11 protein-coding genes are annotated in these 14220 nt (G+C 39.6%); 8 read left to right on the top strand and 3 right to left on the bottom strand.

Annotated elements, in window-relative coordinates; all coding sequences use genetic code 11:
* The first annotated feature begins 31 nt into the window (after positions 1-31).
* A complete protein-coding gene (locus tag HHO41_RS06185) occupies positions 32-1069 on the top strand; it encodes a hypothetical protein (RefSeq protein WP_169096565.1) in 1038 nt (345 codons plus the stop codon).
* Between the two features lie 329 nt (positions 1070-1398).
* On the opposite strand, the gene HHO41_RS06180 is transcribed toward HHO41_RS06185, so the two are convergent.
* Complete coding sequence (locus tag HHO41_RS06180) at positions 1399-1620, bottom strand: hypothetical protein (RefSeq protein ID WP_169096563.1); 222 nt, start codon at positions 1618-1620, stop codon at positions 1399-1401.
* Positions 1621-1723: 103 nt separating this feature from the next.
* A complete protein-coding gene (locus HHO41_RS06175; protein ID WP_169096561.1) occupies positions 1724-2353 on the bottom strand; it encodes a ribonuclease H1 domain-containing protein in 630 nt (209 codons plus the stop codon).
* 149 nt (positions 2354-2502) lie between these two features.
* On the opposite strand from HHO41_RS06175, the gene HHO41_RS06170 reads away from it, so the two are divergent.
* The 4 genes from HHO41_RS06170 (at position 2503) to HHO41_RS06155 (ending at position 6687) form a co-directional block, all read left to right on the top strand.
* Positions 2503-4182 (top strand): ABC1 kinase family protein, encoded by a 1680-nt coding sequence (locus HHO41_RS06170; RefSeq protein WP_169096559.1) that lies wholly within the window; start codon positions 2503-2505, stop codon positions 4180-4182.
* A gap of 93 nt (positions 4183-4275) precedes the next feature.
* Positions 4276-5082 (top strand): adenosylmethionine decarboxylase, encoded by an 807-nt coding sequence (speD, locus tag HHO41_RS06165; RefSeq protein WP_169096557.1) that lies wholly within the window; start codon positions 4276-4278, stop codon positions 5080-5082.
* 227 nt (positions 5083-5309) lie between these two features.
* Complete coding sequence (locus tag HHO41_RS06160; RefSeq protein WP_169096555.1) at positions 5310-5510, top strand: cold-shock protein; 201 nt, start codon at positions 5310-5312, stop codon at positions 5508-5510.
* A gap of 256 nt (positions 5511-5766) precedes the next feature.
* Complete coding sequence (locus HHO41_RS06155; protein ID WP_169096553.1) at positions 5767-6687, top strand: DUF1002 domain-containing protein; 921 nt, start codon at positions 5767-5769, stop codon at positions 6685-6687.
* 110 nt (positions 6688-6797) lie between these two features.
* On the opposite strand, the gene HHO41_RS06150 is transcribed toward HHO41_RS06155, so the two are convergent.
* Positions 6798-8789, bottom strand: coding sequence for a sigma-54-dependent Fis family transcriptional regulator (locus HHO41_RS06150; protein ID WP_169096551.1), 1992 nt, complete (start codon positions 8787-8789; stop codon positions 6798-6800).
* 265 nt (positions 8790-9054) lie between these two features.
* On the opposite strand from HHO41_RS06150, the gene HHO41_RS06145 reads away from it, so the two are divergent.
* From HHO41_RS06145 to HHO41_RS06135, 3 genes are read left to right on the top strand one after another with little or no spacing between them, the layout of a single operon-like run.
* Positions 9055-11202: a hydantoinase/oxoprolinase family protein gene (locus tag HHO41_RS06145; protein ID WP_169096549.1), complete on the top strand. Its 2148-nt coding sequence runs from the start codon at positions 9055-9057 to the stop codon at positions 11200-11202.
* A 15-nt stretch (positions 11203-11217) separates the two neighbouring features.
* Entirely contained in the window at positions 11218-13488 is a 2271-nt protein-coding gene (locus tag HHO41_RS06140; protein WP_169096547.1) for a hydantoinase B/oxoprolinase family protein, read from the top strand.
* A 26-nt stretch (positions 13489-13514) separates the two neighbouring features.
* A complete protein-coding gene (locus HHO41_RS06135) occupies positions 13515-14015 on the top strand; it encodes an acetone carboxylase subunit gamma (protein WP_169096545.1) in 501 nt (166 codons plus the stop codon).
* Positions 14016-14220: the final 205 nt, after the last annotated feature.

Below are 14220 nucleotides of genomic sequence, written 5' to 3'. Positions count from 1 at the left end.
AATAAGATTGCTGTTAAGGAGGATGATTCGTTTGCCTACTTTCGATGTTGTAACAGTAACCGGTGATTTAACCGTTGATGGAAATACACAATTGGGAAATTCCTCATCCGATACCGTAACGATTAGTGGAAATGAATTAATCCAAGGCGATTTAATGGTTAACGGTGATGAGATTGTACAAGGGGATTTTTCGGTAAATGGCAATGAAATTGTGCAAGGCGATTTAGCAATCTCAGGCAATGAAATGATTCAAGGGAATATCACGATTAATGGAAATGAACTTGTCCGTGGCAATAGTACGGTGAGTGGAAATGAAGTTGTTCAAGGTAATCTGTCCGTAAATGGAAATACCATACTTGGAAGCTCACTTTCAAATAATGTAAGAGTGGCTGGGAATCTGGCGGTCAGTGGAAATACGCTGTTAGGTTCCTCAGTGATCGACACTGTGATGATTGCTGGGAATTTAACTGTACAAGGGAATACCCAATTAGGTAGGTCCATTACTGATACCGTCAATATTGCCGGAAATGAAATTGTTAATGGCAATTTAACAGTCAACGGCAATACTCAACTTGGTAATTCATCTTCTGATTCGGTAATGGTTGCTGGGGATGAGTACATTTCTGGGGATTTATTTGTAAATGGCGACACGACTTTGGGCAATTCGTCAGGGGATATGACAGTCATTAACGGAACTTTAACCGTGTATGATAAAACAAAACTCGGCCGCCTTGAGGTTAATGGAGATACACAACTTGGTAATGACTCGACCGATACTGTAACGATAAATGGTCAGGGCTTTATCAAAGGGCACTTGGGAATTGACGGGACATTATTTGTTAATGAGGATGTCCAGCTAGGGAATACCGGGTCAGAAAAAATAAACATTGTGGGTGAGCTCCACAACAGTGTCGACGGTAATATCAAGGTAAAGCCGCACAATAATTTAGTCATTTTAGGCGCTGGAAACGGCATTATTTTAACATCACCTAATAAGTATCAATGGCTCTTAACGATCGATGACGAAGGGAATCTTGTCACCAAGAAAGTTGAAGTCCACAAAGACTAATCGGTACACCGGTTAGTTTTTTATTTGGAAATACAATTTATATGTATGGATCTTTTTTTATAAGAAAATAGTACAGGCTCCTCCTACGCCAAATACTGTGATAGCCACGCATGCTATCCCCACTACCAAAGATTGTACAGAGTAAATGTTAATAAATTCCGAGGAAATTGTTATCGTGATGTTAAAATTTTATAAAGAAAATATCTGTTCAAAAGCTTAGTGTTGATTTTACGCAAGTTGATTGAAGCGAAGTGCCTGCAGCGGAAATCAACATTCTTGTTTAACACAGACAAGAAAATGAAAAAAGTCCCTTCTAAAAGGGACAACAGTTAGCGACGTTTCTTTTTTGATTGATCGACAACAAATTTGCTGGTTTTTTTAACAGCCTCTAATGCAACATAGACATGCAGTTTATTTTCCTCGACTGCGGTGATACTTAATACAGTCGCTTTGCGCCCCTTGATTTTTAGCGATTCACCAACTGCTGGAACATTGTTAAGGAGCTGACTTAATAAATTCGTTTTTCCTTCAAAATAATGCACAGCATACATGTTGGTCCCACCTATATTTTAGAATAAGCTGCATCCTTTTTTTGATGCTGCCTTCATTTAAAAATATAAGTTTTTAGGTGGAATTAGAACTGGATCGAAAGGATTATTTTCGCCCAAAATCTGCCTTGATTTCACCATGTTTATTTGTATCCCATTTGATTACTTTATTAGAGTATTGGTTTTCTCTTAACCATTTTTCAGCACGTTCAAGCATATCCCAAACTTGTTCGGTCTTAGCATTGCGGACAAGACTTGTGTTCGCCTTTTTATTGCGAACCCAAGAAATGGCTGTGACGGAATCTGAATAGATATCTGTATTGAGTCCTTTCTTTTTTAATAAAGATAAGGCGTGAACAATTGCCAAAAATTCGCCAATATTGTTCGTGCCAAGAATGGGACCAAAATGAAAAATTAGCTGCCCTGTTTTTGTTGAAACACCTTGATATTCCATCATTCCTGGATTTCCACTGCAGGCTGCATCAACAGACAAGCTATTTTCGTTGATTTCGACAGTTTCGTTCACGCTGGTAACTGTCTTTTTTGTACGTGAATTAGTGACCGGTGATCGAACGGCTTTCCCGTTTTTAAAAGCTTGTTCTGCTTCTTGTAATGTTGGAAACGATTTGAAGCTAGCCCCCTGGAAGCCTTTCGTTTGCTCCTCGCATTCCGCCCAGCTCGTGAAAATTCCCGTTTTCCGACCTTTCCAAACAACATAGTATTTTTTTGCCGCCATAAATCGCTTTCCTCCACCATTAAATGATCTTCATTAATTATTCATTATAACAAACAGAATATCCTCTCACCAAAATGTCTTTTTTTATTGCTTTGCATTATAATTATTAATATATATACATATGCCGCGTAGTTCATGAGGTGGTTTGGTTGTTTAGAAAAAGAATCCGCCATATGCAAAGATATCGCGAAATTGTTTATGCGTTTATTCGTTATGGCTTTGGTTATATCATTAAAGATTTAGGTCTAATTGAGATTTTATCATTACCCAAAAGATTATTTGTTGAAGTGAAAACAGAATCACATAGTAAATCGATGGGTGAGCGGATCCGGCTTTTTCTTCAGGAATTGGGTCCAACCTTCGTAAAAATAGGACAGGTGGCAAGTACTCGATATGATTTACTGCCAGTGGAAATTATTGAAGAACTTGAGAAATTACAGGATGATGCACCACATTTTGATTATGAAAAAGTTGTAGAAATTATTGAAGAGGAGCTGGGACATCCGCTCGATGATGTGTTTCAAGAGTTTAGTCAAGTCCCACTTGCTGCAGCATCGATTGGCCAGGTTCATTTCGCTGTTTTGAAAACTGGGGAACGAGTTGCTGTGAAAATTCAGCGACCTAATATGCAAAGGTTGATTGAAACAGATTTGGAAATTCTTCATGATATCGCCCTTCTTGCTGAACAACGTTTGGCATGGGCTGCCCATTATCAGATTCGTGATATTGTTGATGAATTTTCGCGCTCATTACTTGAGGAAATTGATTATACGATTGAAGGAAGAAATGCGGAACGGATTGCTAAACAATTCGAAAAGGATTCAAAGGTTCTTATTCCGAAAGTATATTGGGATTTTTCAACGAAAAAAGTGTTAACGATGGAATTCGTTGAAGGGACAAAGGTTAATGAATTAGAAAAGCTTAAGGAAAAAGGTAATAGCCCAACAGCCCTTGCAAAACGAATTGTCGATTCGATTCTTCATCAAATTTTAATTGAGGGGTATTTCCACGGAGATCCACATCCAGGTAATATTCTTGCTTTACCTGATGATTCGATTATTTATTTGGATTTTGGAATGGTTGGAAAGCTCACACCAGATATGAAGTATAATATGGCGTCTTTAGTCATTGCATTGATGCGGCAAAGGACAGACGATGTGATAAAATCAATCACCCATATGGGGATTGTACCAGATGATATCAATCTGCCAGAATTAAGAAGCGATGTAGAAAAGCTTAATGAACAATATTACAATGTTGCGTTAAGTCAAACGAGTCTTGGTCAAGTTGTGAATGATTTGTTTTTAGTCGCTTATCGTCATAGTATTCGTATCCCTTCAGATCTAACCTTGCTCGGCAAAACACTGTTAACAATGGAAGGAATCGTCGTTAAACTCGATCCAGAAATCAGTATTTTGAAGATTGCCGAACCATTTGGTAAGCGATTGTTGATGGAACGGTTCTATCCCAAAAAAGTAGCAGGTGATTTCTGGAACCAACTCGTTAATGCTGGCGAATTGCTAGTGGAACTGCCAAAGGGTTTGAAAGAATTAACGATGCTGTTTCGAAATGGAAAAATGAGACAGGAATTATCAATACCTGAACTCGAGCTCTTGTTAACAAAGCTAAATAATATGTCCAATCGCATCTCATACAGTCTCGGGCTCTTGTCTTTTAGTATTATCATGCTTGGATTAATCCTGGGTGCTTCTATAGCAGGTCAGCATTCCTGGGTGCTAACTAAGCTTCCTATTGTTGACATGGGCCTTGGCGTGGGCGGACTTATGTTTTTATTCTTACTATTTTTAATTTATCGATCACGAAAGTAATTGTAAAAATATTTATCTAAAAATGGGAAACAATAAATCCATGTAAGCAATTTGCTTTGCAAATTGGAAATAAAGCTTAAGGGGAGCTGCACCATGTCGGTTACACCAGAGCAAAGGATTGAATTACATGGGTTTAACAATTTAACTAAAACGTTAAGCTTTAATATGTATGATATTTGCTATACGATGACTAAAGAAGAGCGCGAAGCGTATTTTCATTACATTGATGCGCAATATAATGCAGATCGTTTGACGAGTATTTTATCAAATGTTGCCGATATCATTGGTGCCCATGTATTAAACATTGCAAAGCAGGATTACGTGCCACAAGGAGCGAGTGTGACCTTTTTAGTTTCGGAGGGACCTGTTGTTGAAGTCCCAAAGGGATCATTTTCAGAATCGCCAGGACCATTGCCTGAAGCGGTCACGATGTCTCTCGACAAAAGTCATATTACCGTACATACATATCCAGAATCACATCCTGATGATGGGATTAGCACATTCCGCGCCGATATAGACGTGTCTACTTGTGGCGAGATATCTCCTCTTAAGGCGCTGAATTATCTAATTCATTCTTTTGACACCGATATCATGACCATTGATTACCGTGTTCGGGGCTTCACTCGGGATGTTAGTGGTCATAAGCTGTTTATCGATCATGACATAAGTTCAATTCAGAATTATATTCCAGAAGAAATTAAGGCCTTATATCATATGATTGATGTGAATGTTTATCAGGAAAACATCTTTCATACAAAATGTAAACTGCGCGAATTTGACCTCAATAATTATTTATTTGGGTTTACAAAGGAAAGTCTGTCCTTAGAAGAGACAAAGGAAATCACCGAAAAACTCCATTGGGAAATGGACGAAATTTTCTATGGAAAGAATATCATTTAGTTGGTGATTTAACACGATTATTGGAGCTTAATTGAAATGCAGAAATCCTTTTAGTCATGAAAATGACAAAATTGTACGAACTTGATTATTTCGTCTCATGCTGATATACTTAAATAGAATTATTTTTGTCCTTATTGTAGGGAAGAACACAAGTTTTCGCCTGGAAATCAATAAAGTGCAAGAATAGTAATACAATGTGTGGATTAACACACTAGGAGGCAACATACATGGAAACAGGTAAAGTAAAATGGTTTAACGCAGAAAAAGGATTCGGCTTCATCGAGCGCGAAGGCGGAGACGATGTATTCGTACATTTCTCAGCAATCCAAGGCGATGGCTTCAAAACACTTGAAGAAGGTCAAACAGTTACTTTTGACGTAGAGCAAGGCGCTCGCGGACCTCAAGCAGCTAACGTTCGTAAAAACTAATTAAACCTATAACCCAAAACAGACTCTTACCGGGTCTGTTTTTTTGTTATTGGCTGTGTTAATGTTCATGTTGATCTTTAATAGTTGATTGTAGCGGAAAGCGAAGTGCCTGAAGCGGAAATCAAAATTTATGTTTCACACAGCCGTGTTCTTATATTTCTTAGTTTGTTCAAGTAATTTAGGAATGTTTGAGCAAATTAACAATAGAATATGCTATTATCGAAAAGTATAGCCAACAGTAAAGGAGAATTATTGAATGTTAAAGCGAGTATTCAAATGGATTGCATTGTCAGCTGTGTTATTAGTTGCTTTAAATATTGGTACAGCTCACTTCGCGGCTGATAGTAACAACAATGATGATGAAGTTATTAATGAGAAATATGGATTACCAATTATTGTATATGGAGAGGCGCTAAGCGCTGCCCAAAAGGAAGAAGTTCGCTCATTGCTTGGTGTAAAGGATACAAGCAAGGTAACAGAAATTACAGTTACAGGTGATGATCTAGTAAAATACATAAAAGGTGACCGTCGTTCCAATATGTATTCTTCCGCAAAAATCACACGAAAAGATGCAGGAGAAGGCTTAGTCATAAAGCAGGTTACACCTGAAAACATTACTGAAGTTACTGATGAAATGTACGCCAATGCATTATTAACAGCTGGGATTGAGGATGCTGTTGTTGAAGTTGCTTCACCTGTTAAGGTAACAGGTCATTCTGCGTTAGTGGGTATTTACAAGGCGTACGATGCTGGTGAAGGAGCTGGCCTTGATTTAGAGCGGACTGAAGTGGCAAATCAAGAATTAAACCTAGCAACTGAATTGGCAAAACAAGAAGGCTTGGATCAAGATAAAGTCAGCGAACTATTAGCAGAAATCAAACAAGAAATTGCGAAACAAAATCCAGCTACAAAAGAAGAGGTTGCCCAAATTATCGATGATAAATTAAAACAGTTAGGGATTGAGTTAAGTGCTGAGCATCGGCAGCTGTTGATTGACCTTTTTGAAAAGATGCGCGGTTTAAACATTAACTTTGATAATGTAAAATCACAACTTGAAAGCCTGTCTCAAGATATCCAAAAGCGAATCGAAGAAACAATTGGGGATCCAGGTTTCTTACAAAAAGTAGCAGATTTCTTTAAAGAATTGATTAACAGCATAAAAAATTTATTTTCTTAAAAGTGATAAAAGGTAAGCATGCCAAAAGCGGATGCTTACCTTTTTGTTTTGTTATTTTTCAAAAATGAGACTTATTTGCCAAAATATAAATTTATTTGCCATTTCGTTTCCTAAACCAATCCTCTAATTGAATCTTTAATTTGATATTTTCTAAGTTTGCGATATAGAGTTGAACGGGCGATATTTAATCTTTTTGCAACCGCTGATAAATTCCAGCTCGTTTCCTCTAATAACTTAACCAATACTTTTCGCTCTTCATGATCTAGCATGGATAGTTCGGGGGCATTGCTAGAGATTTTCTGACCTTCTAGCAGGTAACTCGGAAGGTCAGTCATTTCAATTACTCCATTTTCACAAAACAATACTGCATGCTCAAGAACATTTTGCAGCTCACGAATATTTCCTGGCCAGTGGTAGTGTGATAAGAAGTCGACTACCTCTTTATCAAGTTCAGCAATTTCCTTGTTATACCTTACTGAAAAAATCTTCAAAAAGTATTCGGTGACTAATGTTAGGTCATTTTCGCGTTCGCGAAGTGGGGGAATATTGACGCTGACGACATTCAATCGGAATAACAGGTCCTCACGAAACAGACCGTTTTTACTAAGCTCAAATAAATTTTTGTTTGTTGCCGCAACAATTCGAACATTTACTGGAATTCGTTTGGATGAACCAACTCTTGTGATTTCTTTTTCCTGTAAGACGCGTAGTAAATGAACTTGTAAATCAAGTGGCATTTCACCGATTTCATCCAAAAACAAGGTTCCTCCGTTGGCTTCTTCAAATTTCCCCTGTTTGCCCTCCTTTAAGGCACCAGTAAAAGAACCTTTCTCATAGCCAAACAGCTCACTTGCAATCAATTCTTTTTGGATTGCCCCACAATTAATCGCTATAAACGGCTGGTTTGTTCGTTGGCTAGATTGGTGAATACATTGGGCAATTCTCTCCTTACCAGTACCGCTTTCTCCTAATAATAGGATTGGAACGGCTGATACCGCAGCTTTTTGACACTTATGTATGGCTGCTAGGAATAATTTCGATGTTCCAATCACTTCATCCCAAGGACTATTGTCTGGTATCTTGTGTATTTGTTTGATGATGGATTGAGGTTTCTCTTTAAAAACTATTCGATAGCCTGCTAACCTTTCTTGATAATATATCGGTTTTATTTTTATTAATTGAAAATCATCAATAAATACATTTTCTGGCATAATTGGATTTGTATGTTCAATTTTCATCATGTGATGATAAATAGTGTGATAGATGTTCGGTGAGTCCTGTAAATTTGACCCTTGAGGCAGGTTTAATTTTTCTTGTAGTTTCATACTACTTTTAGCGACCATTAATGAATCGTTAATGATAAGAACGTACTCACTTTTCCATTTACTAATTCCATGAAAATAGGATTCTGTTAGTTTCTGATAAATTTTGAAATATTGTTTGGATAGCTGTTGTTCGATTACTTGGGCCAATGAGACGGCTAACCCTAAGGTGTGTGGCTGGGCATTACCCCAAAAACCGGTGAAGTCAATGGCTCCAAGAACTTCGTTAGTAAAAGGATGGATGATGGGCGCCGATGAACAGGTCCATGGGTGGCACCCCTCGCAAAAATGCTCTGCTGACAGTATTTGAATAGGAGATTTTGTAGTAATGCTTGTCCCAATTGCATTCGTGCCAGCACCAGCTTCGCTCCAATCCACACCTTGGGCAAAATTCATTTTTTCAGCCGCACGCATTAGAGAGGTTTCACCTTTAACATAAACAATATGGCCATCATTGTCGGCTAATGTGATTAAATAGCCAGTCCCAGTCATTTTTTTAAAATAATCATCGATAATGGGCTTGGCAATCTGAAAAAGCTCAGCATTTTGCCAAAACTGTTTTAGCTCATCATCTGATAAAGCGGTACTGGCCTGTTGTTGGCGGGGATCGACGCCAATTTCCTGACAGCGCTTCCACGAATCAAATACATTGTTTCTTATTTTTTCAATTTCAAATGTGCTCCACGATTTTGATATAAATTTTTCCCACAATTGAGTTAATTCCTTTGTTTTTTCTGGTAAGTCCCGGGTTGAAAAGATTGAAATATATGGATTGTTCATCATTTTCCCCCTACAAATTGAAAAAATATTGAATTTTAAGAATATTTTATCAGTCAATGTGGTTATTGTGTATCGGACTATCCTCCCATCCAACTGTAGACGCTACAAATGAAGCGCTACAGCTGTTGCGAATCGCTACACTTTTATTCTAAAAGGAGCTTTAAAAACCTTATTAAATCAAACTTAATCAGTTTGGCACACTACTTGCAATATAGTTTAATGGATAAACCAAAATGGTTGCAAAGGTAAGAAAGGGGAGAAAACGATGGAAAACACTTCAACTAGGAAAGCTCAAATTCTAGCAATTGACGCTGGAGGAACGATGACAGATACGTTCATCATCGATGATAATGGGGACTTCGTTGTTGGGAAAGCACAATCTACTCCAGAGGATGAATCTATCGGACTTTTAAACTCTGCACGCGATGCTTTGACCTACTGGGATACTACTGTAGAGGCAGAATTTCCAAAGCTATTGGCAGGGGTATATTCAGGAACAGCCATGTTAAACCGTCTTGTATCCAGAAATGGACGTAGAGTAGGCTTAATCGTAAATAAAGGGATGGAAGATTTTCATCGCATGGGTCGTGCCATTCAAGCTTATCTTGGCTACTCCTACTCTGACCGTCTACATTTGAATACACATCGTTACGATCCACCTTTAGTTCCTCGGGAATTAACCAAAGGAGTGACCGAACGGGTCGACATTTTTGGCAATGTTGTTATCCCGCTTTATGAACATGAAGTTGAAGGAGCAGTACAAGAGTTATTAGATCAGGATGTCGAAGCGATTGTTATTAGCTTACTTCATTCTTATAAATATCCAGCTCATGAGCGAAAAATTAGAGATATTGCTAAAGAAACTTTGAAAAAAGCTGGAAAAGAGGTCCCGATTTTTGCCTCTGTTGATTATTATCCAGTACGTAAAGAGTCACATCGTACGAACACAACCATTATTGAAGCATATGCAGCGGATCCATCTCGTGAAACACTAACTAAAATCAATGATATGCTTCAAGACCACGGTTCAACCTTTGATCTTCGCGTAATGGCGAGTCACGGAGGAACGATTAGTACTCAGGCGAATGAGCTTGCGAGAACACTAGTTTCTGGACCTATTGGCGGAGTTGTCGGAGCGAAATATTTAGGTGAAGCACTTGGAATTCCAAATATTGCCTGCTCTGACATTGGTGGAACAAGTTTTGATATGGCCTTGATTACTCAAGGGGACTTGAGCATTAACTCCAGTCCAGATATGGCTAGATTGGTTTTATCCTTACCGCTGGTTGCAATGGATACTGTTGGAGCAGGGGCGGGAAGTTACGTGCGAATCGACCCTAACTTTAAATCTCTAACACTCGGACCTGATAGTGCTGGTTCACGAGTAGGAGTTTGTTACCCTGAGGGTGGAATCACAACTGTAACTGTATCGGACTGCCACGTTGTTCTCGGGTTAATCAATCCAGATAATTTCCTTGGTGGTGAGGTTAAGCTTGATCCAAAACGCGCATATGAAGCAGTGAAAACACAAATTGCTGAGCCGCTAGGTTTAAGTGTTGAGGATGCTGCGTATGGGGTAATCGATTTACTAGAAGCTCAACTTCGAAATTACCTAGAATCAATGATTTTAGGTAAAGGGTACTCTCCTTCACAATATGTATGCTTCTCTTACGGTGGCGGTGGACCTCTTCATACTGCGGGCTACACTAAAGGATTAGGGTTTGAAGATGTCATGGTCCCAGCGTGGGCAGCAGGCTTCTCAGCATTTGGCTGTGGTGCAGCTGATTTTGAATACCGTTATGATAAAACGCTCGATATTAACGTTGATGATAAAGCAGGAGATGATATCAAGCTAAAGAGCGGTCGTGAGCTTCAAGATGCTTGGGATGAATTAATGGAAAAAGTTGCAGCTGAATTTGAAAAGAATAAATTTGATCGCAAGGATGTTGATTTCCGACTTTATTTCCGGATGCAATACCAGGGTCAGTTAAATGATCTTGAAATTGAAGCGCCGATCAAATCGTTAAAGAGTGTTAGTGATTGGGAAGCTCTTGTCGAAGCATTTGAAGAAACATATACAAGAGTTTACGCTAAAGCGGCAAAATCTCCAGAGCTTGGTTACAGCATTACCGGAGCAATTATCCGTGGCATTGTGGAGGTTGCCAAGCCTCGTATTCCGAAGGAGCCGTTAGTTGGTGAAAAACCTTCTGGTGATGCCTTCCTAGGTCAACGCAAAGTTTATTGGAATGGTGAATATATTAAGGCGAATATTTGGGAGATGGAAAAATTAATGCCAGGCAATAAGATTGGCGCATTCTCTATTTTGGAATCTCCTGCGACAACGTTTGTTATTCCACCAGGCTTTGAAGCATATCTCGATGAGCGCCGCATTTTCCACTTAAAAGAACTGTAAAAGGGAGGTTTTAGAATGAAGACTACTGAAAAAGGATTGCAAAGTCGTAAGAATATTGGCTGGGATGGAAAAACGTTAAGGGAAATGCGCCAGGAAATTGACGATATTAGCCGTGAAACTGGTCATTATGCTGGTTTAAGAACGTTGCCGTTAAAAGAAACAAATCCCATTCGCTATGAAAAGATTTTTTCTAAACTTCGCGGTGGGGTTGTTCATGCAAGGGAAACGGCTAAGAAGGTAGCAGCCTCTCCAATCGTAGAGCAGGAAGGAGAATTATGCTTTACTCTTTATACACCTGAAGCAGATTCTGTCGTTACATCTACCGGTATTATTATTCACGTCGGTACGATGGGCTCAGCGATTAAATATATGATTAAAAATGACTATGAAGATAATCCGGGTATCGAGGATGGCGATATTTTCTGTAATAACGACTGCCAAATTGGAAACGTGCATCCTTGTGATGTTCATACAATCGTGCCAATTTTCCATGAAGGTGAATTGCTTGGTTGGGTTGGTGGCGTTACGCACGTAATTGATGTTGGTGCAACTGCACCAGGAAGTATGACAGTTGGACCGGTCACTCGTTATGACGATGGTTATCAGGTTGCCTGTCGGAAAATTGGTAAGAGAGATGAATTGTTAAAAGACTGGGTTATTGAATCGCAGCGCTCTGTCCGGACAACAAAATATTGGCTTCTTGATGAGCGTACACGGATTGCTGGTTGTCATATGATTCGTGATCTTGTCCTCGATATTATTAAAGAAGAAGGCGTTGACACATATAAACACTTTGTTCGTGAGGTTATTGAAGACGGTCGTCGGGGATTCGTTAATCAGGTGAAAAGTTTACTTATCCCTGGAAAGTATCGCCAAGTATCGTTTGTTGACGTACCATACAAGGATCTTGATGTTCCTCCGTACGCACGCGTGAATACGATTATGCACGCACCAACAGAAATGACCATTCATAAAGATGGGAAATTCCAGATTGATTTTGAAGGAGTTAACCGTTGGGGCTGGCACAGCTATAATGCGACACCGGTTGCCATTACAAGTGGAATTTGGGTGATGATGTCGCAAACTTTAATTCCAAATGACAGGGTTAACGATGGAGCATTATATGCTTCGCAATTTGACTTACCATATGGGTCTTGGTTAAATCCAGATGATATTCGGACCGCCCATAGTTATGCCTGGCATTTCCTTGTTTCAGCATGGAGTCCACTATGGCGTGCGCTTAGTCGGAACTATTTTGCCAGAGGTTATTTGGAAGAGGTTAATGCTGGTAATGCAAATACTTCCAACTGGCTCCAAGGTGGCGGTATGAATCAATTTGACGAAAGTCATGCCGTTAACAGCTTTGAATCAGCCGCTGAAGGGATTGGCGCAAGTGCAGTTCGCGATGGTATTTCCCACGCAGCTGCGATTTGGAATCCTGAAGGCGATATGGGTGATATGGAAATATGGGAACTTGCTGAACCGCTCATTTACCTTGGTCGCAGCATTAAGCCAAATACAGCTGGTTACGGTAAATACCGTGGTGGAAGCGGCTATGAAACCTTGCGAATGGTATACGGTGCAAAAGACTGGACGATGTTCTTTATGGGGAATGGCTACATGTCCAGTGACTGTGGTCTAATGGGTGGCTATCCTGCTGCTTCTGGTTATCGTTTTGAAGCGCATAAAACGAACCTAAAAGAGCGGATCGACAACAAACTTCCATTACCAACCGGTGGTGACATCGATCCAGATAATCCAAACTACGATCAGTTAATTGCTGGTGCGGAAATAATTCGTGATAAACAGGCAATTACAACCGAAACCATCTTTGAAGATTACGATCTGTATTTGAACTACCTTCGTGGAGGCCCAGGCTTTGGCGACCCACTTGAGCGTCGTGCGAAAGCGATTGAGGATGACTTGAACGAAGGGCACATCCTAGTGCGCTATGCTGAGAAAGTATACGGTGCCGTTGTCAATCAGGATGAAAAAGGTAAATATATCGTTGATGAAAAAGCAACGGAAGCTCGTCGTCGAGAAATTCGCAAAGACCGCTTAAAACGTGGTGTTCCTGTATCTGAATGGATTAAATCGGAGCGTTCCGACATCATCAAAAAGGATGCTTCTGTTCAAGTTCGTCACATGTATGCATCAAGCTTTGCTCTAAGTGAAAACTTTGCTAATGAATTCAAGGAATTCTGGAGCCTTCCAGCTGAATGGAAGCTTACCGAAGATGAATTAGGTGTTCCAGTATTCGGTCGAAAAATTGATCGCAATAAATAATTAATCTGGATTGGTGGGGTGAAATCATGACACAATATGATCGCAAAACGATAGAAGAATTAATCGATGGAACAATTGATTTCTATAAGCTCAAAGAAATGCTGTCCAATTTTAAAGATGGTGATCGTTTTGAAAAATATATCAGCATTTTGCAAGAACGTGTAGAGTGGAACGATCCCATTTTACTCCCGGCGGGTCTGCATTTGTATATCGTTCAAAAAGCAGGTGGACAGCGCGTTGTAAAATGTGACTGCGGCCACGAGTTCTGTTCTGCAGATGATAACTGGAAGATGCACGCGCTCATTCATGTCCGTGATACGCAGGATAAATTGAACGAGCTCTATCCTAAAATGCTCGCTCCAGACCCTGAATGGCAAGTCATCCGTGAGTACTACTGCCCAGAGTGTGCAGCCCAACTTGAGGTTGAAGCGGTGACTCCTTGGTATCCCATCTTAAAGGATTTCGAGCCTGACATTGACGCATTTTACAGCGAATGGCTAGGCAAGCCACTTCCAGTGGTAAAATAAAGATTTTGTGGTGAGCGACAGTTGCTTTTGCAGCTGTCGCTTGCTTTTTGTTTTTAGCATGGCAGAATCAATAGTTCAAAATTTAATGAAAGAACCTTTGAAATGATCTTAAGAGGGTTTTATAGGTTCAAAACGAGTGGGAAATTTTCTGAAACTGAACACATGCAAGATTATTGTAGTAACCAAGAACTATATATTTGATATT

The organism is Bacillus sp. DNRA2 (genome assembly GCF_012843265.1).
Taxonomy (GTDB): domain Bacteria; phylum Bacillota; class Bacilli; order Bacillales; family Cytobacillaceae; genus Bacillus_BU.
This window is presented reverse-complemented; position numbering and strand designations above follow the sequence as displayed.

Coding starts and splice junctions, on each gene's coding strand:
- HHO41_RS06180 (WP_169096563.1), bottom strand. CDS start 1,620: ATGTATGCTGTGCATTATTTTGAAGGAAAAACGAATTTATTAAGTCAG.
- HHO41_RS06175 (WP_169096561.1), bottom strand. CDS start 2,353: ATGGCGGCAAAAAAATACTATGTTGTTTGGAAAGGTCGGAAAACGGGA.
- speD (WP_169096557.1), top strand. CDS start 4,276: ATGTCGGTTACACCAGAGCAAAGGATTGAATTACATGGGTTTAACAAT.
- HHO41_RS06160 (WP_169096555.1), top strand. CDS start 5,310: ATGGAAACAGGTAAAGTAAAATGGTTTAACGCAGAAAAAGGATTCGGC.
- HHO41_RS06155 (WP_169096553.1), top strand. CDS start 5,767: ATGTTAAAGCGAGTATTCAAATGGATTGCATTGTCAGCTGTGTTATTA.
- HHO41_RS06150 (WP_169096551.1), bottom strand. CDS start 8,789: ATGAACAATCCATATATTTCAATCTTTTCAACCCGGGACTTACCAGAA.
- HHO41_RS06145 (WP_169096549.1), top strand. CDS start 9,055: ATGGAAAACACTTCAACTAGGAAAGCTCAAATTCTAGCAATTGACGCT.
- HHO41_RS06140 (WP_169096547.1), top strand. CDS start 11,218: ATGAAGACTACTGAAAAAGGATTGCAAAGTCGTAAGAATATTGGCTGG.
- HHO41_RS06135 (WP_169096545.1), top strand. CDS start 13,515: ATGACACAATATGATCGCAAAACGATAGAAGAATTAATCGATGGAACA.